Raw genomic sequence first — 23,410 nt, 5'->3', positions numbered from 1 at the left:
CTACTTGCTCCGTCCGATCAGTTGCAGGAACTCCATGCGCGTGGTGTTCGACTCGCGGAACGCGCCGAGCATCACCGAGGTGTTCATGGTTGAATTCTGTTTTTCCACGCCGCGCATCATCATGCACATGTGCTTGGCTTCGATCACCACGGCCACGCCGGCGGCCTGGGTCACGTCCTGGATGGCGTCGGCGATCTGCCGCGTGAGGTTTTCCTGGATCTGCAGGCGGCGGGCGAACATGTCGACGATGCGCGCCAGTTTCGACAGGCCCAGCACCTTGCCGGTCGGAATGTAGGCCACGTGAGCCTTGCCGATAAACGGCAGCAGGTGGTGTTCGCACAGTGAGTACAACTCGATGTCCTTGAGGATCACCATCTCGTCATTGTCAGAGGCAAACAGCGCACCGTTGACGATTTCTTCCAGGTTCTGCTCGTAGCCATGACACAGGTATTGCATGGCCTTGGCGGCGCGCTTGGGCGTATCGAGCAAGCCTTCGCGCTCGGGGTCTTCGCCCAAGCCCTTGAGGATCTCGCGGTAATGGTGGGGCAGGGATAAGGTCATACAACATCCTCACAAACGGCTTACTTGATATGCCGCCCGCCGTTGACGGTCAGGGTGGTACCGGTGACATAGGGGTTGTCCAGCAGGTAACGCACGCTCTGGTAGATCACTTCGGGCCCGGGCTCGATGCCCAGTGCCGACTTGGCCAGCACCTTGGCGCGGTAGGCTGCGTCATCGCCGTCGTTGAACATCACCATTGCCGGAGCGATGCCGTTGACCTTGATCAGCGGCGCAAGCTGCGCGGCAAACGACAGGGTCAGGCTGTCGAGCCCGGCCTTGGTGGCGCAATAGGCGATGTGCTGGCGGCTGCCCTTGCGCACCACGTCATCGCTGATATGCACGATGTCGGCGGGTGAAGAGCGTTGCAGCAAGGGTGAACAATGCAGGTTGATCAGGTACGGCGCAAGCATGTGCACGCTGAACATGTCGATCAAGGCGCGGCTCTCGTCACCCGGGGTTTCTGCAACCCAGGCCGAAGCGTTGTGGATGATGGCCCGCAAGCTGGGCGTCAGGTTCTTGAGCTCAGCGATAAACGCAAGGATCCCGGCTTCGCTGGAAAAGTCGGCAAACACACCGATCGCCCCGCGTTCGCGCAGCGCGTGCACGCCGGGGCGCTCGCTACGGTAGCTGAATATGACCGATTGGCCCTCGTCCAGCAGGCGCTGGGCGCAATGCAGGCCGACACGTTGGCCGGCACCGGTGATCAGGATCGGGGCATTTGTTGCGGTCATGGGGGGCTCGAATCGCTGGCAGATTGAAACTATACCAGCGACCGGCCACCCCGTGTATTCACGCCGCGGCTTCGGTGGCCTTGCGCGGGGTCGGGGCAGGATGCAGCCAATTCGCCAACAGGTGGGTCGACAGCGGGATGAACCAGTAGACCATCAGGGGCGTGAGCGCCAGGGTGCTGACCAGCACGCGTGGCGCCAGGTCCAACTCGCCCAGCAGCGGGCCCAGGACGAAGTTGAAGAGCAGCGACACCGGGAAAAACGCCAGCCAGATCGCTACTGCCTGCTTCCAGCGCGGCGGACGTGCCCCTACCGCGCCGAACCAGCCGTCGATGCCGCGCACGCGGTGCTCGGATGGGTCGGCAAACAAGTCGCTGCCACGGCTGAGCCACGCGCTGCGGGAGGCGGAAAACTCCCAGGCATGCAGGGTCTTCTCATCGGCGAAGCGGAATATGATCTGGAATTCATCATCATTGGGCGGTGGCGCGAGGACGCCTGAACCCAGGTAGCCGGGAAAGTCCGTGGCCAATTGCTCGCCTTCGCGCAGCCAGGCCATCAGTTCTTCGTAGCGACCCTTGGCCACGCGGCGCGCAACCATCAGGGTGACGGGTGAGGTAGACATTATGTATCTCCAGTAATCGGGTGCGCTGGACCGGGTAGGTGGCACACAGGCGTAGCCGCGGGGTAATGCGGCTGCGCTAAAAAACAGGCAAGGATTATTCCTGTTTTGCAAAAATACGCCAGACACTTCGGTCGGTTTGCCTGGCTGCTTGAATCGGACAGTTGATTCGGCGTTAAATGGGACCCACATTTACACGGATGTTTCCGACCTCAAATGCCCGAAATTACTGTGCCTCATCGCGAAATAGTCCACGGTATCCGTTCGGATGCCGATGCGTTGTTTCCTATTCGTGAAGTTTCGAGACTGACAGGTGTCAACCCGGTGACATTGCGTGCGTGGGAGCGACGTTACGGGCTGATCCAGCCCACGCGCACCGAAAGTGGGCACCGACTCTACTCCAAGACCGATATCCAGACCGTCAATCGTATTCTCGACTGGATCGAGCGCGGCGTGGCCGTGAGCAAGGTGGGCAAGATTCTCGCCCGTGACGATCAGCAGGCCGAAGCGGTACGGGCCGAGCGAGATACGGTCGAGGAAAATGAATGGCCGCAATGGCAGGTGCGGCTGATGCAGGCTGTCAGTGAATTCGACGACCGGCAGTTGGAAAGCCTCTATGGCCAGGTGCTCGCCAGCTACCCGCTCAGCGTGGCGTTCCAGGACATCCTGATGCCTCTGTGGAGCAACCTGCTACGCCACCAGGGCCGTTTTGGCCAGGCCAGCGAATGGCTGTTCCTCGACAGTTTCCTGCAAGTGCGTGCCTTGGAGCGCCTGCGCCTGGCATGTGCCACGAAGGCTCCACGGGTTTTGCTGGCGGCCATTCCCGGCGAGTGCCGTAAATTGGAGTTGCTGGTTGCCGCGTTGATGATGAGTCGAGATGCGCTGGCCGTGCAGGTGCTGCCCATGGGGCAACCGCTTGATGAATTGACGCTGGTCTGTGAAAAGACTCGGCCCCAAGGGCTCGTCCTCTTTTCCAATCACTCACACAACCAGGATCTGGCTGCGCGCCTGAACCGCTTGGCGTTGACCCTGGATTGCCCGCTGTTCCTCGCCGGTGCAGCCTCTGACCTTGCCGGGGCAGGGCTGTCGGGCACGTCCATCGGCTGCCTGGGCAATGACGGTCGCTCGATGCAGCAGCGCTTGCAGCAGTTTCTCGGCGGGACGCTGGATACCTGATCTCAGGCGTGCATCTGGGGGTGGACCAGGCGGTGTTGGTGCAGGATGAATTGGCGCAGGCGCTCGGTTTCATCCACGTCGCCCTGGTTCAGGCGGTAGGCAAACAACCCCCGTGCAGTTTCCCGCTCGAACGTGCCGCGCAGTGCGATGCGTTCATAGCCCGAGGGGCTGAACCACAGGGAAAAGGTTTTCGGCGGTTTGATCCTGCCGCGAATCTCCACCAGCACACCCTTGAATGACACCTCATGCACCCACAGTGCGCCCGGGGTGCCCTTGATGTTTTCCAGCGCTACGGGTGATTCCAGTGCCAGGCGCCACGGGCGGATCATCGGCCCGTCTTCGAAAATGCTCGGCACACCCAAGCGCAAATGCACGGCATGAAACTCATCCTCTACCAGGTGCAGGGGGAAGGTGAGTTGCTGGTTATCGAATTGCGCCTGGAGGGTGACGTGGTCGTGGGCGGCCAGCCGAGTGAGCAAATCGCGAAGTTGCGCGCCGCCATTGACGGTCAGGCTCGACGAAGCATCCCGCAGGTTGAGCTGTGGGTTGTGCTGCATGTTCTGAATGAAATCCAGCTCATCCTGGGTCAGAAGCGCATCGCGTTGCATCGATCGAGCTCGGTGAGGGGGTGTTAAAATGCCATTATCCTCCGTAATGAACGTATTTTCTAAATTTTGTTAGATCCGCTCGTCGCTTTGAGCGCCGCCAGCTCGGCCCCGACCCGCGCCAGCTCGGCTTCCAGTTGAGCCACGCGTTGCTGGGCCTTGATCTGGAGGGTGACGTCCTTTTGCACACCGACAAAGTAAGTCTGCTTGTCGGCCTCGTTGTATACCGTTGAAAGCGACAGCTCGTTCCAGAAGTGACTGCCGTCCTTGCGATAATTGCGCAGGATTTCCCGGCAGGATCCGCTGCTTTCCAAGGCATCGCGGATGGCCATCAGGGCCGGTTGGTCGCGGTCGCCCGCTTGGAGGAAGCGGCAATCCTGATAAAGGATTTCATCAAGGGTGTAGCCGGTCAGCCGTTCGAATGCCGGGTTGACATAGATCAGCGGCTTGTCCTTGCCTTCGCGTTCGGCAATGACGATACCGTCGTTGGATGCGTTCACGACCAGTTGCATCAGCTTGGCGTTAATCATTGAGCGGTCCATGGCTTGTGATTGAAGTTGGCAGTTTATGACATGCCCTGAATGTTGCACGGGGTGCGCCGAAATATTTGCGCCAGCTGTTAATATCCCAGGCTTTCGCTCAACTACAGGATCAGATTGATGAAAGTCGCCATCCTTTCCGGCTCGGTCTACGGCACGGCTGAAGAAGTTGCCCGTCACGCTGCCGGTATCCTCAATGCCGCCGGTTTTGAGGCCTGGCACAACCCTCGCGCCAGCCTGGCGGATGTGCAGGCGTTTGCGCCGGACGCTTTCCTGGCGGTGACCTCCACCACCGGCATGGGCGAACTGCCCGACAACCTGCAACCGCTGTATTCGATGATTCGCGACCAACTGCCGGCCGCCTGGCGCGGCCTGCCCGGTGCGGTGATCGGCCTGGGCGACGCCAGCTATGGCGACACGTTCTGTGGCGGCGGTGAGCAGATGCGCGAGCTGTTTGCCGAACTGGGCGTGCGCGAAGTGCTGCCGATGCTGCGCCTGGACGCCAGTGAAAGCGTCACGCCGGAAGCCGATGCCGAGCCATGGCTGGCTGAACTGGTCACTGCACTGCGCGCTTGACCGGAAATTCGCGCAGCAACGCGAGCCAGGCCTGGGCGGCCTTCGACAGATAGGCGCCTTCACGCCAGATAAACGCAATGTCCCAGCGCAGGTACTCGGGTGCCTTCAATGTGAGGCGTACCACGCCTGGCCGCACCAGCCCACGGGCGACCACACTGGGCAGCAGCACCACGCCCTGGCCGGCGGCGACCAGGGCGGCGAGGAAGTCCGCCTGGCCACTGCGACCGATTTCCTTCGGCGTAAACCCCAGTTGCTCACATGCCTGCATCAGGCGGTCGTTCAGCACGAAGCTGCGCTGGTACATCAGGAACGGCGTCTCCGCCAACTCCTCCAGGCGTACCTGGGCGTTATCCGCCAGGGGATGATCGATCGGCAATAACGCATCCAGTGGCTCGTCGCAGAACGCTTGCCAGGCAAATGCCGGGTCGCTGGGCTTCAAGCTGCCCCCCACTTCCAGTTCACCACTCAGGATGGCCTGCTCGATATTGCGGCTGCCGCCTTCCAGCAGTTGGGTGGTCACGTTCGGATAACGCCTGCGGTATTCGGCAAACAGCCCCGCGAACAAGGTGTCGCCCGCCAGCAGTGGCAGGCCCAGGCGCAATTCACCGCGGGTCAATTGCTGCATGTCATCCAATTCGCTGAGCAGCTCGTTTTGCAGGCGCAGCATGGCTTCGGCACGTTGCAGTACCACGTGGCCAGCGGCGGTCAGGCGGATCTGCGAGCCTATCCGGTCAAGCAGTGGCGTGCCGAGGCTTTGCTCCAAGTGCGCGACCTGCTTGCTGACAGCAGACTGGCTGATATGCAGGGTTTTGCCGGCCTGGGTAAATCCGCCCTGGTGGATCACTTCGACAAAACTGCGCAGCTGTTTGAATTCCATGGTGCGATTCCCGGCGTCGTATTCCAGAGTGGAATGGTTGGCAGTCTAACAATTCGCTGTGGGGATGGGGCGAGCCTCTCTAAAATGAGCGCCTGCGAGGACCCAAAGCCCATGAAACGTTTTATCCGTTTGTTCATTGAACTGGTCGTACTGCTGGCTATCTACCTGCTTGGCTGCCAACTGGCCGTGTGGTTGAAGTGGCCGGTTCCCGGTGGCGTCGTGGGCCTGGGCCTGTTGTTGGCAACCTTCGCCAGCGGCCTGGTCAAGCCGGCGGCCCTGCAATTGGGCGCGGGCGTGCTGATGGCCGAGATGCTGCTGTTCTTCATCCCCGCCTTGATGAGCCTGTTGGACTATGGTGGCCTGCTGCGCAATGACGGTTGGCGCATCCTGCTGGTGATCGGTTTCAGTACCTTGGCGGTGATGCTGGTCACGGCGTTCACCGTGGAGCTGGTCTGCCGCTGGAGGCTGCGCCATGAAGCTTGAACTGATGCCGGTGTTCTGGCTCGCCTTGACCTTGGGGGCGTACATCTTCAGCCGCTGGATCTACCGGCGTACCGGTCGCTACCTGTTGTCGCCGTTGATCCTGGTGCCTGTACTGCTGCTGGCGGTGGCCGTGCCCATGAACACGGCCTACGCCGAATACGCGGCCGACACCCACTGGCTGATGCTGGTACTCGGGCCGGTGACCGTGGCGTTCGCCGTGCCGATCTGGCAACAGCGGCGGCTGTTGGCGCGGCACTGGTCGGCGTTGTTGCTGGGGATGGTCGCGGGCAGCGCGGCGTCCATCGCCACTTCGTTCGGCCTGGCCAAAGCCCTGGCCTTGGACAGTGCGGTGACGATGTCGCTGGTGCCGCGCTCCATTACCACGCCGTTTGCCATGCCGGTGTCCTCCGACCTTGGCGGGGTACCGGAGCTGACGGCGGTGTTCGTGATGTTCACCGGTGTGTTTGGCGCCATGCTCGGCGGCGTGCTGCTCAAGTGGTTACCGTTGCGCACGCCTCTGGCGCGGGGCGCGTTATTCGGGGTAGGGGCCCACGGTGCGGGCGTCAGCCGGGCGCATGAAGTGGGGGGCGAAGAGGGCTCGGTCGCAGGGTTGGTGATGGTGCTGACGGGCTTGCTCAACCTGTTTGCCGTGCCTTTATTGGCGGCACTTCTCTGACACTGCTTGTGCGCAATTTAAACTATTCTCAACACTGACTCGTACGGTCATCAAGCTGGCTGCGAAGGCAACTCCTGCAGCCCCGACGTCTGACTAGACTGGCCCATCACTCAAAAAAACAATAACAATAACGTGCGCCAAGGAGGTCGTTACCGTGAGCCTAGTCCCCGTTCTATCGCCACAGAATGTCAAAGATCAGGTCAGCGCCGCCGAGTGGCAAACCCGCGTCGACCTGGCAGCCTGCTATCGCCTGGTGGCGATGCATGGTTGGGATGACCTGATCTTCACCCATATCTCCGCCAAGGTGCCGGGCACCGATGATTTCCTGATCAACCCCTATGGGCTGATGTTCCATGAGATCACTGCGTCGAGCCTGGTCAAGGTCGATCAAGCCGGCAACAAACTGATGGACAGCCCGTACGAGATCAACCCTGCGGGCTACACCATCCACAGCGCCATTCATGAAGTGCGTCACGATGTGACCTGTGTGTTGCATACCCACACCGCTGCCGGTGTCGCGGTGGCGGCGCAGAAGCAGGGTGTGTTGCCGATCAGCCAGCAATCGATCTTCGTACTGTCCAGTCTGGCCTATCACGCCTACGAGGGGGTGGCGTTGAACCACGAAGAGAAGGCCCGTCTGCAGGCCGACCTGGGCGAAAACAGCTTCCTGATGTTGCACAACCACGGTCTGCTGACCTGCGGCAGCACCATCGCCGACACCTTTTTGATGATGTTTACCTTCCAGCGCGCCTGCGACATCCAGGTGCTGGCGCAAAACGGCGGCGCCGAATTGATCGCCATCGGGCCGCAGATCCTTGCCGGCGCCAAGGCAATGGTGGCGGCTGTCACAAAGAGTGCTCAAGGTATGGGGGGCGCGCTGGCCTGGCCGGCGTTGCTGCGCAAGTTGGACAGCTTCGATCCTGGGTATAAAACCTGATGCCACTCGCCGAGATCCCGCTGAGTGTCTGGCGCAAACGCAGCCAGACGTTCGACTTCCACGGCCACACCATCCGCTACTGGGTGGCGGGGCAGGGAGAACCGTTGCTGTTGATCCATGGCTTCCCCACTGCCAGTTGGGACTGGCATTACCTGTGGCAGCCCCTGGCCCAGCGCAACCTGGTGATTGCCTGTGACATGCTCGGTTTTGGCGATTCGGCCAAACCTCTGGACCATGGTTATTGCCTGCTGGAGCAGGCGGATCTGCAGCAAGCGTTGCTCGAGCACCTGCGCGTGGAGCAGCCAGTACACGTGCTCGCCCATGACTACGGCGACAGCGTTACCCAGGAACTGCTCGCCAGGCACTACGAAGGTCGCTTTCATATGGCCAGCTGTGTGTTTCTCAACGGTGGTCTGTTTCCCGAAACCCATCGCCCGGCCCTGGTGCAGAAGATGTTGCTCAGCCCCCTGGGCTGGATGATCGGCCGCGCCTTCGGACGCAATGCCCTGGCGAACAGCTTCAATCAGATTTTCGGCCCCAATACCCGCCCCAGCGAAAGTGCCCTGGATGATTTCTGGAGCCTGATCGACTCTCACGAAGGCACGCGCATCCTGCATAAACTCATCGCCTACATCCCTCAGCGTCGACGCCTGCGTGAACGTTGGGTGCACGCGATGCAGCAGGGTGAAGTACCGCTGCGAGTGATCGATGGCGAGATCGACCCGATTTCCGGCGCCCACATGGTGGAGCGTTACCGCGCGTTGGTGCCACACGCCGACACGGTGCTGTTGGCCAATATCGGCCACTACCCGCAGATCGAGGCGCCGGTGCAGGTGCTCAAGCATTACCTGGCGTTTCGCGAGCGCATTGCTGGCCCCGTGTGGGAGCTGGCTTGCCTGCGATAGCATCGCTGCGGTTCGACTGAAAGGCCAAGGCGCTTGCATCGCAGGCGTGCCAGCGCCCACATGATCATCCCTCTGCCTTATCGAGCACCATTCAGGCTCAGTCGTGGTTATTGTGACCATGGCCCTCGTGCCTGACACTCGACCCATTCCCATTGTCGCCATTGGAGTTCGGTATGAGTGAATCAGTGCAGTTCCAGGATAAGGTCGTGATCGTCACCGGTGCCGGCGGCGGATTGGGTCGGGCCCATGCGCTGCTGTTCGCTAGACACGGCGCCAAAGTGCTGGTCAACGATCTGGGTGGCTCCACCCAGGGCGAAGGCGCCAACGCTTCGGCTGCTGACCGGGTCGTGGCCGAAATTCGCGAGGCGGGTGGTATCGCCGAGGCCAACCATGACTCTGTCACCGACGGTGACAAGATCGTGCAGAACGCCCTCGACGCTTTCGGCCGTATCGATGTGGTGGTCAACAACGCCGGTATCCTGCGCGACAAGACTTTCCACAAAATGGACGACAGCGACTGGGACCTGGTTTACCGGGTGCACGTCGAAGGCGCCTACAAAGTGACCCGCGCCGCCTGGCCTCATCTGCGCGAGCAAGGTTATGGCCGGGTGATCTTCACCGCGTCCACCTCGGGCATCTACGGCAACTTCGGCCAGTCCAACTACGGCATGGCCAAGCTCGGCCTGTATGGGCTGACCCGCACCCTGGCGCTGGAAGGGCGCAAGAACAACATCCTGGTCAACGCCATCGCGCCCACGGGGGGCACGCGCATGACTGAAGGCTTGATCCCGCCGCAAGTGTTCGAGCGCCTCAAGCCGGAGCTGGTCAGCCCGCTGGTGGTGTACCTGGGCAGCGAGGCCTGCCAGGAAACCTCCGGGCTGTTTGAAGTCGGTGGCGGCTGGATCGGCAAGACCCGCTGGGAACGCAGCCTGGGTGTGGGCTTTGACCCGCAAGCCGGTTTCTCGCCCGAGGACGTGGCGGCACACTGGCAGCAGATCTGCGACTTCGAGGGGGCCGCGCACCCCAAGGACAACATCGAGGCCCTGAAGGAGATGATGGCCAATCTACAGAAATACAGCCTGTGATCGTTGCTTGAAAAAGCTTGAATCCTGCGGGGCGCTGACAGCGCCCCGTTTTATTTTGGGCAAAAAAAAGCCGCTGCAAACGCAGCGGCTGAAGTAAGACGTTGGATCAAGGAGCGATAAATCAACGTCAGTGAACACCGGTAACAGATTGAAAAAAGACATCAATCCATCTGAATCAGGCTTTTCTTCCGGAGGGGGAAGCGGGCCATTTGCCCTGAAAGCCCGGCAAGAATAGCCGTTAGTAACAAAATGAGTAATGCCGATTCATGACAAGGACTGTTGCCGATTCGGCAACAGTTGCTGGGCGTGCTATCCATTCTCCTGATAACCCGCCATCCACCTGATGCATGCGCGCGCCCAGACCCCGGCCAGAGCGGCCTGTCATCCTTTCGAGCGACAACACGAATCCCTCCTTGGTGCGCTTATCGCTCCCCATGGGCGGCAGTAGGGTGGGGCCTTCTGTCACTCACCGGGGAAGACGCATGACAAGAACAACAATGCGCGCCATCTTCAGGCCACAGGCGCTGGCCGCTGCGGTTGCGTTGGGTTGCTGTGCCCAGGCACAGGCTGTTTCTTTCAACATTGGCGAGATCGAAGGGCAATTCGATTCGTCGCTGTCAGTGGGCGCGAGTTGGGGGATGCGTGATGCCGACAGCAAACTGGTGGGCACCGTGAATGGCGGCACCGGCCAGGCTTCCACGGGGGATGACGGGCGCCTGAACTTCAAGAAGGGCGAGACCTTCTCCAAGATCTTCAAGGGCCTGCACGACCTTGAGTTGAAGTACGGCGACACAGGCGTATTCGTACGCGGCAAGTACTGGTACGACTTCGAACTCAAGGACGAAGACCGCGAGTTCAAGCCCATCAGCGACCACAACCGCAAGGAAGGCGCCAAATCCAGCGGCGCGCAAATTCTCGATGCATTCGTCTACCACAACTATTCGCTGGGTGACCTGCCGGGCACCGTGCGCGCGGGCAAGCAGGTCGTGAGCTGGGGCGAAAGTACCTTCATCGGCAACTCCATCAACAGCATCAACCCGATTGACGTGTCGGCCTTTCGCCGTCCCGGTGCCGAGATCAAGGAAGGGCTGATTCCGGTCAACATGCTATTCGCGTCCCAGACCCTCACCAACCAACTGACGGTAGAAGGTTTCTACCAGCTGGAGTGGGACCAGACGGTACTGGATAACTGCGGCACCTTCTTCGGTGGCGACGTGGCGGCGGATGGGTGCACCAACAACTACACGGTGGGGAACCCGGCGATTGCGCCATTGCAACCTGTGGCTGCGGCGTTTGGCCAAGGGTTTGGCGTGACCAATGAAGGGGTGATCGTACGCCGCGCAGGTGACCGTGACGCGCGTGATTCCGGTCAGTTCGGCGCCGCGTTGCGCTGGCTCGGGGATGACACCGAGTACGGCCTGTACTTCATGAACTACCACAGCCGCACGCCGACGGTGGGCACCATCACCAACACCACCAGCCTGGCCACGCTCGGCGCGATTGCCGGTACCGCCAACGGCCTGGCGCCGGGTTCCGGCGCGGGCCTGGTGCAAAGCCTGATGCTCGGCCGCGGCCAGTACTACCTCGACTACCCCGAAGATATCCGCCTGTTCGGTGCCAGCTTCTCGACGACCTTGCCCACCGGCACGGCGTGGACCGGTGAGATCAGCTACCGGCCCAATGCCCCGGTGCAGCTCAATACCACCGACTTGACCCTGGCCCTGATCAACCCGGTCGCCGGTCAGCTGGCGTCACCCATCCGCAGCAACTTCGGTGACGACAACAAAGGCTATCGCCGTAAAGAGATCACTCAGATCCAAAGCACCATGACCCAGTTCTTCGACCAGGTGCTGGGCGCCGAACGGCTCACGGTGGTGGGTGAAGCGGCCATCGTCCATGTCGCAGGCCTGGAAGATAAATCCAAACTTCGCTATGGCCGCGACTCGGTGTACGGCGCCTACGGTTTCCAGGGTGACACCGATGGTTTCGTCACCTCCACCTCCTGGGGCTACCGCGCGCGGGCGATCCTGGACTACAACAACGTGATTGCCGGGATCAACCTCAAGCCCAACCTGTCCTGGTCCCATGACGTCGCCGGCTACGGCCCCAATGGCCTGTTCAACAAAGGCGCCAAGGCGATCAGCGTCGGTGTCGATGCGGACTACCGCAATACCTACACCGCCAGCCTCAGCTACACCGACTTCTTTGGTGGCGACTACAACACCCTGACCGACCGCGATTTCCTCGCCCTCAGCTTCGGCGTGAACTTCTGATCTGGCTTAAAGAAGGACAAGACTCTATGCGTAAGCTATTTGCGGTAATGGCCCTCAGCCTCTTGGCAGCCAATGTGATGGCAGCTGTGTCGCCGGACGAGGCTGCCAAGCTCGGTACCACCCTGACCCCAGTGGGCGCCGAAAAAGCCGGCAACGCCGACGGCTCGATCCCGGCCTGGACCGGTGGCATCCCCAAGAACGCCGGCGCGGTCGACAGCAAGGGCTTCCTGGCCGACCCGTTTGCCAGTGAAAAGCCGCTGTTCGTGATCACCGCGGCCACCGTCGACAAGTACAAGGACAAACTTTCCGACGGCCAGGTGGCGATGTTCAAGCGCTACCCCGAGACCTACAAGATTCCGGTGTACCCGACCCACCGTACGGTGAACCTGCCGCCGGAGATCTACGAGTCGATCAAGCGCAGCGCGCTGAACGTCAAGCCGATCAACGACGGCAACGGCCTGGAGAACTTCACCGGCAACCGCTACTACGCGTTTCCGATTCCCAAGAATGGCGTGGAAGTGCTGTGGAACCACATCACCCGTTATCACGGCGGCAACCTGCGCCGCATCATCACCCAGGCCACACCGCAGACCAACGGCAGCTACACGCCGATCCGCTTCGAGGAAGAAGTGGCCGTGCCGCAACTGATCCCCGACATGGACCCGGCCAAGGCGGCCAACGTGCTGACCTTCTTCAAGCAGTCGGTGACCGCGCCGGCGCGCCTGGCGGGCAACGTGCTGCTGGTGCATGAAACCCTCGACCAGGTGAAGGAACCGCGCCTGGCGTGGATCTACAACGCTGGCCAGCGCCGCGTGCGCCGTGCGCCGCAGGTGGCATATGACGGACCGGGGACGGCTTCCGACGGGCTGCGCACCTCGGACAACTTCGACATGTTCTCCGGCGCCCCGGACCGCTACGACTGGAAGCTGGTCGGCAAGAAAGAAATGTACATCCCCTACAACAGCTACAAGCTCGACCAGCCGACGCTCAAGTATGACGACATCATCAAGGCTGGCCACATCAACCAGGACCTGACGCGCTATGAGCTGCACCGCGTATGGGAAGTGGTGGGCACGGTCAAGCCGAGTGAGCGGCATATCTACGCCAAGCGCCACATGTACATCGACGAAGACAGCTGGCAGGTGGCGCTGGTGGATCACTACGATGGGCGTGGCCAACTGTGGCGGGTGGCCGAGGGGCATGCGCAGTTCTACTACAACCACCAGACCCCGGCCTACACCGTGGAAACCCTGTACGACATCATCGCCGGACGCTACCTCGCGCTGGGTATGAAGAATGAAGAGAAGAGCAGTTTTGTGTTTGGTTTCAATGCCAAGGCGGCGGACTACACGCCGGCGGCATTGAGGGCTGAGGGCGTGCGCTGAGCCTTGATGTGAAACGCAATCCCAATGTGGGAGCGGGCAAGCCCGCTCCCACATCGAGTTGTGGATGCCTTGAATTTTATGCTCGCCAATCACCCTGCTGAATCTTTCTTCAACAACCGCCAACCACAGGACTAGGGTAGGCGCCAGGTTGCATAACAATAAGAACGCAGGATGCAGCAATGACCGCCATGACACGCTGCCTGGACCGTCCTGGATTCATGCCTCGGCTGTCCGCCCACCATCTGCTGCGCCCACGCTTGGCCGAGCCGTTGCTGGCCGCACCGGTCAGGGTCAAGTTGCTGTGTGCCCCTGGCGGCAGTGGCAAGAGCGCGCTGCTCGCCGAGTGCGCGTTGCAGGCGCCAGCCGGCTGCCTGGTGTACTGGTTGCCGCTCAATGGTGCTGCCCTCGGCCCGATCGATCTTTGCCAACGGCTGGCGCAGATCCTCGGCCTGCCGTTCAGCGATGAAACGACGCTGCTGCTCGACCTCACTCGCTGGCAGACGCCAGCATGGTTGTTCATCGATGACTTCTGTCGCGCCGCCACACCCGAAACCGACGCGTTGCTCGACCGCTTGCTCACGGTCAGCAGCCCGGCGTTGACCTGGTGGCTGGGTGCGCGTCGTCGCCCCCTGTGTAACTGGCCGCGGTTGCTGCTCGACGATGAGTTGCTGGAGTGCGGCGCTGACCTGGCATTCACCTCGGCCGAGATCCAGCAACTGCTCATCCACGTGCCGGGGCAAACCGTCGACAGCGTGTTGCAGTTCAGTGCCGGCTGGTGTGCCGGTGTGCGCATCGCCTTGCTCGGCGATGCCCACCCGGAGAGGACCTTGCTCGATTACTTGCAGCACGAGCTGTTCAGTACGTTGCCGCCCGAACTGGCCGAAGCCTGGCGTGTGCTGGCGCATCTGCCGCGCTTCAACCCAGGGTTGTGCGAGCACCTGTTCGGCCATGGCGACGGCGATCAATACCTGCGCGATCTGCAGGCGCTCGGCGCGTTTATCCAGCCTTGGGAAGACACAGACTGGTTGCAGGTCTTTCCGCCGCTGGGCCGATTGCTGCGTGATGAGCCCTGGCCGGCCAAGCGCTCCTGGCACCGACGGGCCTGCCAGTGGTTCACCGCCGAACAGGACTGGCAGGCTGCGTTTGAACACGCGTTGCTGGCCGAAGAATATGAAGTGGCGGTGAGCCTGTTGCAGCACTTCAGTTTCGAGGACCTGTTCCGCCAGCAGAATGCGGTGTTGCTGTTGCGCCTGCATGAACAGCATGGCGATGAATTGATGCTGGGCTCGGCGCAACTGGTCGGGCTGGTGACGGCGGCGTTGCTGTTCGCCGGGCGTTTCGACCAGGCCGCGCGATGCATCGACCAGTTGGCGCGCTTCGCTCCGCAACCGACGGCGGCGCAACAGCGCTACCTGCTGGCCCGCTGGCAGGCACAGTGGGGCTGGCTGCTGCACCTGGGCGGCGATGCCGAGCGTTCCCGCGAACATTTCCTCGAGGCGCTGCAAGCGTTACCCGACAGCGCCTGGACGTCACGCCTGATGTGCTTGTCGGGCCTGACCCAGCAAGCCTTGCTGCGCGGCGAGTTGGACGTCGCCCAGGGCCTCAGCCGTGAAGCGCTGTGCCTGGCCCGTGCCCAGGGTTCGCTGTTGCTTGAGGCGCTGCTCGAACTGGATCACGCGCAGTTGCTGGAACAGCGTGGCGCGCCGTACCGAGCGCAAAGCCTGCTGGAAAACGTGCAGGCGATGTTGGTCGAGCAGCGGCTCACGGCCGGGCCGCTGGTCGGACGCATCGCGTTGCGCCGTGGGCATCTGGCGTTGCGCCAGGGGCACGACAGCCTGGCCGCCGACTGTTTCGAAACAGGCTTGGCGATGTGCCTGCACAGCCAGGACAAACGCGTGCTCTACGGGTTTCTCGGACTGGCCCTGCTGGCTGCCAACCGTGGCGATTACGCCCAGGCCTTTGTGCAACTGCGCGAGGCCGAGCGCTTGATGCAGCAACGCCAGGTCCCCGACACGGTGTATCGCGCAGTGTTGCTGCTGGTCAGCGGCCACTTCTGGTTGCAGCAGGGGCGCGCCGAACTCACGGCGCAAGCAGTGCGTCGCGTGCTTCGCCACTTCCGTGGGCCCCAGGCCAAGCAGGCTCCGCCGGCCACCCTGGAACTGATCCCGCGCCTGGAATACCTGCTGGTGCTGGCGGAAGTGAAACTGGGCTGCGCCGATCAACCGGTGGCGCGGCTCAAGGCCTTGCTGCACGCCACGCACCAGCGCGGCATGCTCTGCCTGGAAACCGAACTGCACCTGGTGCTGGGGGAGGTCGCCTGGCAAGTCGGTGACCCTGCGCTGGCGCGCCGTTCGCTGCAGGCCGGGCTGGCGCTGGCGGCACGCTGCCAGGTGCAGCAGGCGATTCGCGAGCTGCGGTTGCGTTCGCCGGGGTTGTTGAGTGAACTGGGCATGGAGCCACAGGCTTCAGCACCGGGCGTGGTGGAAAGCCCCCTGAGCCAACGCGAGTTGGAAGTGCTGCAACTGATCGCCCTTGGCAACTCCAACCTGGAAATCGCCGACCGCCTGTTTATCTCCCTGCACACCGTCAAGACCCATGCGCGGCGCATCCACAGCAAGCTAGGTGTGGAGCGACGTACGCAAGCGGTGGCCAAGGCCAAGACCCTGGGGTTGATGACCTAGGCGCAGAACGCCTGGCGATATTCGCCGGGTGTCGCGCCCATGGCTTGGCGGAAGCGATGGGTGAAGTGGCTGGCGCTGGAGAAACCGCACATCAACGCGATCTCGTTCAAGGGCAGGGCGCCACTGCGCAGCAGGGCCTGGGCGCGAGTGACGCGGCGCGCCAGCAGATATTGATGGGGCGGCAGGCCGAAGCTTTGACGGAACATCCGCGCGAAATGGTATTCCGACAATGCACACATCCCGGCGAGTTGGCCCAGGCTGATCGGGTCTTCGAGGTGCTGGTCGATGTACTCCACCAACAGCCGCCGTTGGTGCGCCGCCAGCCCGCCTTTAAGGCGCAGCCCGTCGAGGGCGCCCACTTGGCTAAGCAGGGTGTGGCTGAGCATTTCATGGGCCAGGCTGCTGGTCAGCAGGCGCTCGGCGGGTTCGTGCCAGTTCAGCGCGATCAACTGGTGAAAGCGCCGCGCCTGGCTGGCATCTTGCAGGAAGGTGCTTTCGCGCAGTTGCAGGGTGCGCGGCTCGCGGTCGAGCAGGGTGACGCAGCCCAGGGCAAATTGCTCCGGGCTGAAATACACGTGGGCCAGGCGTATCTCGCCGTTGATCACCCAGGCCGACTGATGCTCGGCCGGCAGGATGCACAGTTTGTCCGGCCCGCCCTTGGTGCCCGGTTGGTCACGCCGAAAGGTGCCGGTGCCACCGCCGATGTAGCACGACAGGGTGTGATGTGTCGGCGCCTGGTAGTCCTGTGAGTCGTGGTGGTTGCTCCACAAGGCCGCAGACAAGCCGTCACCGAGCTCGGCGCAGGCTTCCAGGCGTGCGTTGGGCGAGCGGTTAAGGGCTTGAAAGACTTGCAGGGATTCCAGATCAGGCATGGTTCGTACTCTTTGACGTCTTGCATCCTACTCCCCGCCGCCGAGGCTGTGATCCCACCGCCCGACAAAAGCGCAAGATTGTGCAAGAGCGCGCCCTGGATTAGGCGCCACACTGTGGCTCTATCGATGGAGCCTGCTATGAACCTTTCCCTGTATTTACTCACTGTGCTGATCTGGGGCACCACCTGGATCGCCCTGAAATGGCAACTGGGCGTGGTGGCGATTCCGGTGTCCATCGTCTATCGCTTCGGCCTGGCGGCGCTGGTGCTGTTTGCGTTGTTGCTGCTCAGCCGCAAGTTGCAGGTGATGAACCGGCGCGGCCACCTGATTTGCGTGGCCCAGGGGGTGTGCCTGTTTTGCGTCAACTTCATGTGCTTTCTCACGGCCAGCCAGTGGATCCCCAGCGGCTTGGTGGCGGTGGTGTTTTCCACGGCCACGTTGTGGAACGCGCTGAATGCCCGGGTGTTTTTCGGCCAGCGGGTGGCGCGCAATGTGTTGATGGGCGGCGCCCTGGGGCTCGCCGGGCTGGGCTTGCTGTTCTGGCCGGAACTGGTCGGGCACACCGCCAGCCCGCAGACCCTGCTTGGCTTGGGGCTGGCGTTGCTGGGGACCTTGTGTTTCTCGGCCGGCAACATGCTCTCGAGCCTGCAACAGAAAGCCGGGCTGAAGCCGCTGACCACCAATGCCTGGGGCATGGCCTATGGTTCGGCGATGCTCGCGACGTATTGCCTGGTACGCGGGATTCCGTTCGAGATGGACTGGAGCGCGCGGTATGTCGGTGCGCTGTGGTACCTGGTGATTCCGGGCTCGGTCATTGGCTTTACCGCGTACCTGACCCTGGTCGGGCGAATGGGGCCGGAGCGGGCGGCGTATTGCACCGTGCTGTTCCCAGTCGTTGCGCTGAATGTGTCGGCGTTCGCCGAGGGGTATCAGTGGACGGCGCCGGCGTTGGCGGGGTTGGTGTTGGTGATGTTGGGGAATGTGTTGGTGTTTCGTAAGCCTAAGGCTGCGAGCCCGGTTTTCAAGGCGAAGGCGGTCTGATGTGGGGGCAGGCAAGCCAGCTCCCCCATTTGGATTGGAGTTATCTGGTTATTTCATGCCCAGGCGCTTGGCCATGCGGCCTAGGTTGGCGCGGTCCAGGCCCAGTTCGCGGGCGGCGCTGGCCCAGTTGTGCTGGTGGCGTTCCAGGCAGGCGCTGATGACCTGGCGTTGATAGTGCTCCGTGGCTTGGCGCAGGTCGCCGGTGACGATGGGGGCCGTGTCGGCCGGCGCTTCGATCAGTGGCGCGCTCACATCGGGCAGGTCCAGGTCCTGGGCATTCAGGCTCAGAATCTTCGGCCGTTCGCGACAATTCCCCAGGGCTTTGAGTGCGCTGCGTCCGATCAAATGTTCCAGCTCCCGTACATTGCCCGGCCAGTTATAGGCCAGCAGCGCCGCCTGGGCATCGCTGGTCAGGCGCAGGCTGCCCAGGCCCATGCGTGAGCGGTTCTGTTCAAGAAAGAAGCCGGCCAGCAACAACACATCACGCCCGCGTTCGCGCAATGCGGGCACTTGCAGCGGGTACACGCTGAGGCGGTGATAGAAGTCCGCGCGGTAGCGACCATTGCGCACTTCGTCGGCGAGGTCGCGGTTGGTGGCAGCGATCAGGCGCACGTCCACCTGGTGTTCCTTGTCCGAGCCCAAGCGCTGCAACTGGCCACTTTGCAGCACGCGCAGCAGCTTGGCTTGCACCGTCAGCGACAGTTCGCCGACTTCGTCCAGAAACAACGTGCCGCCATTGGCCAGCTCGAATTTGCCACGCCGTTCGTTCAAGGCGCCGGTGAAGGCGCCGCGCACATGGCCAAACAGCTCGCTCTCCACCAGGGTTTCCGGCAGGGCGGCGCAGTTGAGGCTGATCAGCGGTTTATCGGCGCGGGGCGACGCCGCGTGAAGGGCCTGGGCCACCAGTTCCTTGCCCACCCCGGTCTCGCCGGTGATCAGCACGGTGAGGTCGCTGCCGCCCACCAGCTTGATTTCTTCTACCAGGCGCTTGTGGCTTTTGCTCTGGCCGATCATTTCCTTGTGCTGCTGGCCGCTGGCCTGACGGTAGATCTCGGCACGCTGGTGTTCGTCTTCGGCGCGCAGGGCCAGGCGCTCGATGCGCTCGGCGACGTTGACGGTGGCAGCGGCGAGGCTGGCGAAGGCTTGCAGGGCGTCCAGTTCCACGCGCTCGAAGCGCTCGGTGTCCAAGGCGTCCAAGGTCAGCAGGCCCCAGGGCTGGTCGTCGACGAACAGCGGGCAACCCATGCAATCGTGCACTTCCAGGTGCCCATGCAAGCCATCCACCAGGCCGTCGTAGGGGTCGGGCAATTCGCTGTCGCTGTCAAAACGCGTGGGGCCAGGGCTACTGAGCAGCACGGCAAAACGCGGATGCTCGCTGACCTTGAAGCGCCGGCCCAAGGTGTCGGCGCTCAAGCCATCCACGGCGAGCGGCACCAGCCAGTCACCGTCCAGGCGCAACAGTGCGGCGGCATCGCAGGGCAACAGCGCGCGCATGGCTTGCAGCAGGCGGCGGTAACGCTCGCCTTCGGGCAGCTCGCGGGACAGGTCGGCGACCAGAGGCAAGAGGGTGGTGAGCAGCGGTTGCGCAGTCATAATGACTCCTTGTAGTCCTTATGACTATAAGTTGTAGGAGGTCATACTGACTACATTTAATTTAACTCATTGAAAAACAACGAATAATAAGTTGGCACGAATACTGAGTAAGCCAGGGTAATCCGTGAAGAAGCCCAGGAGGCTCCCATGCTTAGTGCCCAAGACCGTGCCATCGTCAAATCCACCGTGCCCCTGCTGGAAAGTGGCGGCGAAGCGCTGATCACCCACTTCTACCGCATGATGCTCTCGGAATACCCGCAGGTGCGCCCGCTGTTCAACCAAGCCCACCAGGCCAGCGGCGACCAGCCCCGCGCCCTGGCCAATGGCGTGTTGATGTACGCGCGGCATATCGACCAGTTGGACCAGTTGGGCGACCTGGTGGCCAAGATCATCAACAAGCACGTGGCCCTGCAGATTCTGCCGGAGCACTATCCGATCGTCGGCGCCTGCCTGCTGCGCGCCATTTCCGAAGTGCTGGGCAGTGAGATTGCGACCCCTGAGGTGATGAGTGCCTGGGGCGCGGCCTACGGCCAGTTGGCGGACATCCTGATCGGCGCCGAGGCGGCCATTTATGCAGAGAAAGCCCAGGCGCCTGGCGGCTGGCGGGGGGCGCGGCCGTTCCTGCTGGTCAAGCGGGTGGAGGAGAGCGACGAAATCATCTCGTTCTATTTCGCCCCGGTGGACAACGGGCCGATACTCGCCGCGGCACCGGGTCAATACATCGGCATGAAGCTGATGCTGGATGGCGAGGAAGTGCGCCGCAACTATTCCCTGTCGGCCCTGACCGATGCCGGCCTGTACCGCATCAGCGTCAAGCGCGAAGCGGGTGGGCGGGTGTCCAACTACCTGCACGACCAAGTGCATGTCGGGGCGACCATCGACCTGTTCCCGCCGTCGGGTGAGTTCACCCTGGCGGCCAGCGACAAACCACTGGTGTTGATCAGCGGCGGCGTCGGCATCACACCGACCTTGCCGATGCTCGAGGCCGCCCTGGCCACTCAGCGTCCGGTGCACTTCATCCACTGTGCGCGTAACGGCGGCGTGCACGCATTCCGCGACTGGGTAGACACCCTGGCCGCCAAGCATCCACAGCTCAAGCGCTACTACTGCTACGCTGAGGACGACGGCGTAAGCCCCGCAGCGGACAAGGTCGGCCTGCTGAGCCAGGACCAACTGGCCGCCTGGTTGCCCGAGCAGCGCGACCTGGATGCCTACTTCCTCGGCCCTAAAGGCTTCATGGCCGCGATCAAGCGCCACCTCAAGGCCTTGGGCGTGCCCGAGACACAAAGCCGCTACGAATTCTTCGGCCCGGCCGCTGCCCTGGAATAGGGTTTCACCGATACACCGAGTCGGCGCCGTCGCGGGCAAGCCTGGCTCCCACAGGGAAACACGATCCCCTGTGGGAGCCGGGCTTGCCCGCGATGGCGTCCGCCCCGTCACAACATTTCCCTGGATTAATCCCCCGTTAACCCCTTTCTGTTTAAACCACTGCCTGTGTGTAAACTTGCGGCCATTGGCACAACCAAACAAAGGGAAACGGAGATGAGTGACGAATTGCGTTTAGGCAGGGAGCGGCGCTTTCTGGTGTTACTGGGCATTATCTGCCTGGCGCTGATCGGCGGTGCGCTTTACATGCAGGTGGTGCTGGGCGAGGCGCCATGCCCGCTGTGTATCCTGCAACGCTACGCCTTGCTGTTGATTGCGATCTTCGCGTTCATCGGCGCGGCCATGCGCACCAAAGGCGCTCTCACGCTGTTTGAAGGCCTGGTGATACTCAGCGCCCTCGGCGGGGTAGCCGCCGCCGGCCACCACGTGTACACCCAGTTCTTTCCTCAGGTCAGTTGCGGCATCGATGTGCTGCAACCGATCGTCGACGATCTGCCCCTGGCGAAAGTGTTCCCGCTGGGCTTCCAGGTCGATGGCTTCTGCAGCACCCCCTACCCACCGGTACTTGGCCTGTCCCTGGCACAGTGGGCACTGGTTGCGTTCGTGTTGACGGTGATCCTGGTGCCACTGGGTATCTACCGCAATCGCCAGCGCAAAGCCTGACACCCGCGTGACCTGCTGCTGCAAAACGCCCCGGTCGTTTTTGAACGAAGGCCGGGGCGTTTTTACGTGTAGGGATTTGTGAACAGAACGTGACGCCGGACAATTTCGGCTGCGCGCAGCGTGCGACATGTTGTCACACGGAAGCTGTCGCAGGACGTTTCTGACCCGCTAGACCGCCGCTTAAATTTGCATAAAACGGTCAAGATGTGCTGTCAGTTCGTGGTTCTGGCGAGCACCCGAACCTCGCGCCGCGCCAGCGATTCGGTGATGTCCGAATGCCTTGTTTTATGGGGGGTTGCATCGGTTTGGCATGCCCTTACGCGCTGTAAGGGTCCCCATGGATTGCTCAATAACACGGCAATTTTTGTGGTTTTTGCGAGGAATCGAACGCGATAAGATCGCGAACCGCTGCAATAATGGTGAAGGATTATTGCTGTAATCGATAAAAATTATTTCTTTATCAGACATGGTTTATACATCGCTAGCTAACTACAATCGCCCGCACTGAATGTCTGGTGCTGTTCAATATTTGAGCACTGGAGCGGTCGAGGGGCAGATGGATGGCTCTGTGCGACCCCAAGGTTCCGGCAGCCTTTCAACTATCCGCACCAAATGGAATTGGTCTGTAACAAGGCCTTTAACCACGAAATCGAATAAGAACTCACCGCAGGTCCGTGAAACGCCCCGTTATGGCGTGACGGGCAGGCTCTTATTCAATCGAAGAGAAATGCCAACCCTTGGCAGGGTGAAGTGTTGGCGATCAAAACCCAACTGCATTGCGCAAGCTGCTTTAGAGGTCGTGAGATGAGTAAAAACAGGTACCCCCGATTACTAGGCTTTTTGCCGCTGCTTGGCATGATGTTAATGCTGGGAGGCTGCAAGTGGACCTTGATGGACCCGAAAGGACAGATCGGTCTGGATCAACGAAACCTGATCATCACTGCCACCCTGCTGATGCTGCTGGTCGTGGTCCCTGTGATCATCATGACCTTCGCCTTCGCCTGGAAATACCGTGCGTCGAACACCAGCGCGACCTACGCGCCGAAGTGGTCGCACTCCACCAAGATTGAAATCGCGGTGTGGCTGGTCCCGATCCTCATCATCATCGCCCTGGGTTACATCACCTATAAGTCGACCCACGAGCTGGACCCGTACCGTCCGCTGGAATCCGACGTCAAGCCGATCAATATCGAAGTGGTCGCGCTGGACTGGAAGTGGCTGTTCATCTACCCGGACCTGGGTATCGCCACGGTGAACCAGATCCGTTTCCCGGAGAACACCCCGCTCAACTTCCGGATCACCTCCGACGCCGTGATGAACTCGTTCTTCATCCCAGCCCTGGGCGGCCAGATCTACGCGATGGCAGGCATGCAGACCCGACTGCACCTGATCGCCAACGAAAAAGCTGAAATGGAAGGCATCTCCGCGAACTACAGCGGCGCTGGCTTCACCGGCATGAAATTCAAAGCGATCTCGACGAGCCAGGAAGATTTCAACGCCTGGGTAGCCGAAGTCAAGGCCGCACCTAAACAGCTTGATCAAGCTGAATACGACGCCCTGACCAAACCGAGCCAGAACAACCCAGTCGCCCTGTACTCCGCGTATGAGCCGAACCTGTTTCAGAAAATCGTCGACAAGTACGAAGGTATGAAGCCAGGCAAGCCGGTCAAGCACGAGAAGAAAGAAGTGGCCGCGGTTGAAGGTTCTGACACGGGCTCGCATTCAACTGCTGGGGCAGAGGAGTAAACG

Annotated in this window: 22 protein-coding genes; 14 read left to right on the top strand and 8 right to left on the bottom strand. The window is 61.7% G+C overall.

Annotated elements, in window-relative coordinates:
• The 3 genes from folE to CQ002_RS14370 are packed head-to-tail and all read right to left on the bottom strand — an operon-like array spanning position 1 to position 1,911.
• Positions 1–561, bottom strand: a complete 561-nt coding sequence (gene folE / locus CQ002_RS14380; protein ID WP_025858052.1) for a GTP cyclohydrolase I FolE — start codon at positions 559–561, stop codon at positions 1–3.
• Positions 562–581: 20 nt separating this feature from the next.
• The gene (gene folM, locus CQ002_RS14375; protein ID WP_034109316.1) at positions 582–1,292 is read right to left on the bottom strand and encodes a dihydromonapterin reductase; all 711 of its coding nucleotides are present in this window, start codon (positions 1,290–1,292) and stop codon (positions 582–584) included.
• 58 nt (positions 1,293–1,350) lie between these two features.
• A complete protein-coding gene (locus tag CQ002_RS14370; protein WP_034109315.1) occupies positions 1,351–1,911 on the bottom strand; it encodes an antibiotic biosynthesis monooxygenase in 561 nt (186 codons plus the stop codon).
• A gap of 213 nt (positions 1,912–2,124) precedes the next feature.
• Between CQ002_RS14370 and CQ002_RS14365 the strand changes: the two genes are divergently transcribed.
• Complete coding sequence (locus CQ002_RS14365; RefSeq protein WP_105162847.1) at positions 2,125–3,084, top strand: MerR family transcriptional regulator; 960 nt, start codon at positions 2,125–2,127, stop codon at positions 3,082–3,084.
• Positions 3,085–3,086: 2 nt separating this feature from the next.
• On the opposite strand, the gene CQ002_RS14360 is transcribed toward CQ002_RS14365, so the two are convergent.
• Positions 3,087–3,692: a hypothetical protein gene (locus tag CQ002_RS14360; RefSeq protein ID WP_034109313.1), complete on the bottom strand. Its 606-nt coding sequence runs from the start codon at positions 3,690–3,692 to the stop codon at positions 3,087–3,089.
• Positions 3,693–3,751: 59 nt separating this feature from the next.
• Positions 3,752–4,219, bottom strand: a complete 468-nt coding sequence (locus tag CQ002_RS14355; protein ID WP_105162846.1) for a PAS domain-containing protein — start codon at positions 4,217–4,219, stop codon at positions 3,752–3,754.
• Between the two features lie 129 nt (positions 4,220–4,348).
• Here CQ002_RS14355 and CQ002_RS14350 point away from each other — a divergent pair, with 129 nt between their 5' ends.
• Positions 4,349–4,804, top strand: coding sequence for a flavodoxin (locus CQ002_RS14350; RefSeq protein WP_034109311.1), 456 nt, complete (start codon positions 4,349–4,351; stop codon positions 4,802–4,804).
• Here the strand turns inward: CQ002_RS14350 and CQ002_RS14345 are convergent.
• Positions 4,785–5,681 (bottom strand): LysR family transcriptional regulator, encoded by an 897-nt coding sequence (locus CQ002_RS14345; protein WP_105162845.1) that lies wholly within the window; start codon positions 5,679–5,681, stop codon positions 4,785–4,787. The two genes, CQ002_RS14350 and CQ002_RS14345, sit on opposite strands and share 20 nt — an antisense overlap.
• Positions 5,682–5,792: 111 nt before the next feature.
• On the opposite strand from CQ002_RS14345, the gene CQ002_RS14340 reads away from it, so the two are divergent.
• The 8 genes from CQ002_RS14340 (at position 5,793) to CQ002_RS14305 (ending at position 16,106) form a co-directional block, all read left to right on the top strand.
• On the top strand, positions 5,793–6,164 hold the full coding sequence (locus tag CQ002_RS14340; RefSeq protein ID WP_034109309.1) for a CidA/LrgA family protein: 372 nt from the start codon (positions 5,793–5,795) through the stop codon (positions 6,162–6,164).
• Positions 6,154–6,840: an LrgB family protein gene (locus CQ002_RS14335; RefSeq protein ID WP_034109308.1), complete on the top strand. Its 687-nt coding sequence runs from the start codon at positions 6,154–6,156 to the stop codon at positions 6,838–6,840. Before CQ002_RS14340 ends, CQ002_RS14335 begins: the two co-directional genes overlap by 11 nt.
• Positions 6,841–6,994: 154 nt before the next feature.
• Positions 6,995–7,777 (top strand): class II aldolase/adducin family protein, encoded by a 783-nt coding sequence (locus CQ002_RS14330; protein WP_069078178.1) that lies wholly within the window; start codon positions 6,995–6,997, stop codon positions 7,775–7,777.
• Positions 7,777–8,682: an alpha/beta fold hydrolase gene (locus CQ002_RS14325; RefSeq protein ID WP_105162844.1), complete on the top strand. Its 906-nt coding sequence runs from the start codon at positions 7,777–7,779 to the stop codon at positions 8,680–8,682. Before CQ002_RS14330 ends, CQ002_RS14325 begins: the two co-directional genes overlap by 1 nt.
• Positions 8,683–8,855: 173 nt before the next feature.
• The gene (locus CQ002_RS14320) at positions 8,856–9,767 is read left to right on the top strand and encodes an SDR family oxidoreductase (protein ID WP_034109305.1); all 912 of its coding nucleotides are present in this window, start codon (positions 8,856–8,858) and stop codon (positions 9,765–9,767) included.
• Between the two features lie 482 nt (positions 9,768–10,249).
• Positions 10,250–12,040: a DUF1302 domain-containing protein gene (locus CQ002_RS14315; RefSeq protein ID WP_034109304.1), complete on the top strand. Its 1,791-nt coding sequence runs from the start codon at positions 10,250–10,252 to the stop codon at positions 12,038–12,040.
• Positions 12,041–12,066: 26 nt separating this feature from the next.
• Positions 12,067–13,425 (top strand): DUF1329 domain-containing protein, encoded by a 1,359-nt coding sequence (locus CQ002_RS14310; protein WP_034109303.1) that lies wholly within the window; start codon positions 12,067–12,069, stop codon positions 13,423–13,425.
• Between the two features lie 179 nt (positions 13,426–13,604).
• Positions 13,605–16,106: a LuxR C-terminal-related transcriptional regulator gene (locus tag CQ002_RS14305; RefSeq protein WP_034109302.1), complete on the top strand. Its 2,502-nt coding sequence runs from the start codon at positions 13,605–13,607 to the stop codon at positions 16,104–16,106.
• On the opposite strand, the gene CQ002_RS14300 is transcribed toward CQ002_RS14305, so the two are convergent.
• Positions 16,103–16,978: a helix-turn-helix domain-containing protein gene (locus tag CQ002_RS14300; RefSeq protein ID WP_105162843.1), complete on the bottom strand. Its 876-nt coding sequence runs from the start codon at positions 16,976–16,978 to the stop codon at positions 16,103–16,105. The two genes, CQ002_RS14305 and CQ002_RS14300, sit on opposite strands and share 4 nt — an antisense overlap.
• Before the next feature lie 138 nt (positions 16,979–17,116).
• Between CQ002_RS14300 and CQ002_RS14295 the strand changes: the two genes are divergently transcribed.
• Entirely contained in the window at positions 17,117–18,019 is a 903-nt protein-coding gene (locus CQ002_RS14295) for a DMT family transporter (RefSeq protein WP_069078181.1), read from the top strand.
• A gap of 48 nt (positions 18,020–18,067) precedes the next feature.
• On the opposite strand, the gene norR is transcribed toward CQ002_RS14295, so the two are convergent.
• Complete coding sequence (norR, locus tag CQ002_RS14290; protein ID WP_034109299.1) at positions 18,068–19,612, bottom strand: nitric oxide reductase transcriptional regulator NorR; 1,545 nt, start codon at positions 19,610–19,612, stop codon at positions 18,068–18,070.
• 147 nt (positions 19,613–19,759) lie between these two features.
• On the opposite strand from norR, the gene hmpA reads away from it, so the two are divergent.
• The 3 genes from hmpA (at position 19,760) to cyoA (ending at position 23,407) form a co-directional block, all read left to right on the top strand.
• Entirely contained in the window at positions 19,760–20,941 is a 1,182-nt protein-coding gene (gene hmpA / locus CQ002_RS14285; RefSeq protein WP_105162842.1) for an NO-inducible flavohemoprotein, read from the top strand.
• Positions 20,942–21,154: 213 nt separating this feature from the next.
• The gene (locus CQ002_RS14280; protein ID WP_034109297.1) at positions 21,155–21,661 is read left to right on the top strand and encodes a disulfide bond formation protein B; all 507 of its coding nucleotides are present in this window, start codon (positions 21,155–21,157) and stop codon (positions 21,659–21,661) included.
• 804 nt (positions 21,662–22,465) lie between these two features.
• Positions 22,466–23,407 (top strand): ubiquinol oxidase subunit II, encoded by a 942-nt coding sequence (gene cyoA / locus CQ002_RS14270; protein WP_027607622.1) that lies wholly within the window; start codon positions 22,466–22,468, stop codon positions 23,405–23,407.
• Positions 23,408–23,410 lie beyond the last annotated feature (3 nt).

This window comes from Pseudomonas sp. MYb13 (assembly GCF_002980075.1).
GTDB lineage: Bacteria > Pseudomonadota > Gammaproteobacteria > Pseudomonadales > Pseudomonadaceae > Aquipseudomonas > Aquipseudomonas lurida.
The sequence above is the reverse complement of the archived record's forward strand: the minus strand, read 5'-3'. Positions and strand labels throughout refer to the sequence as shown.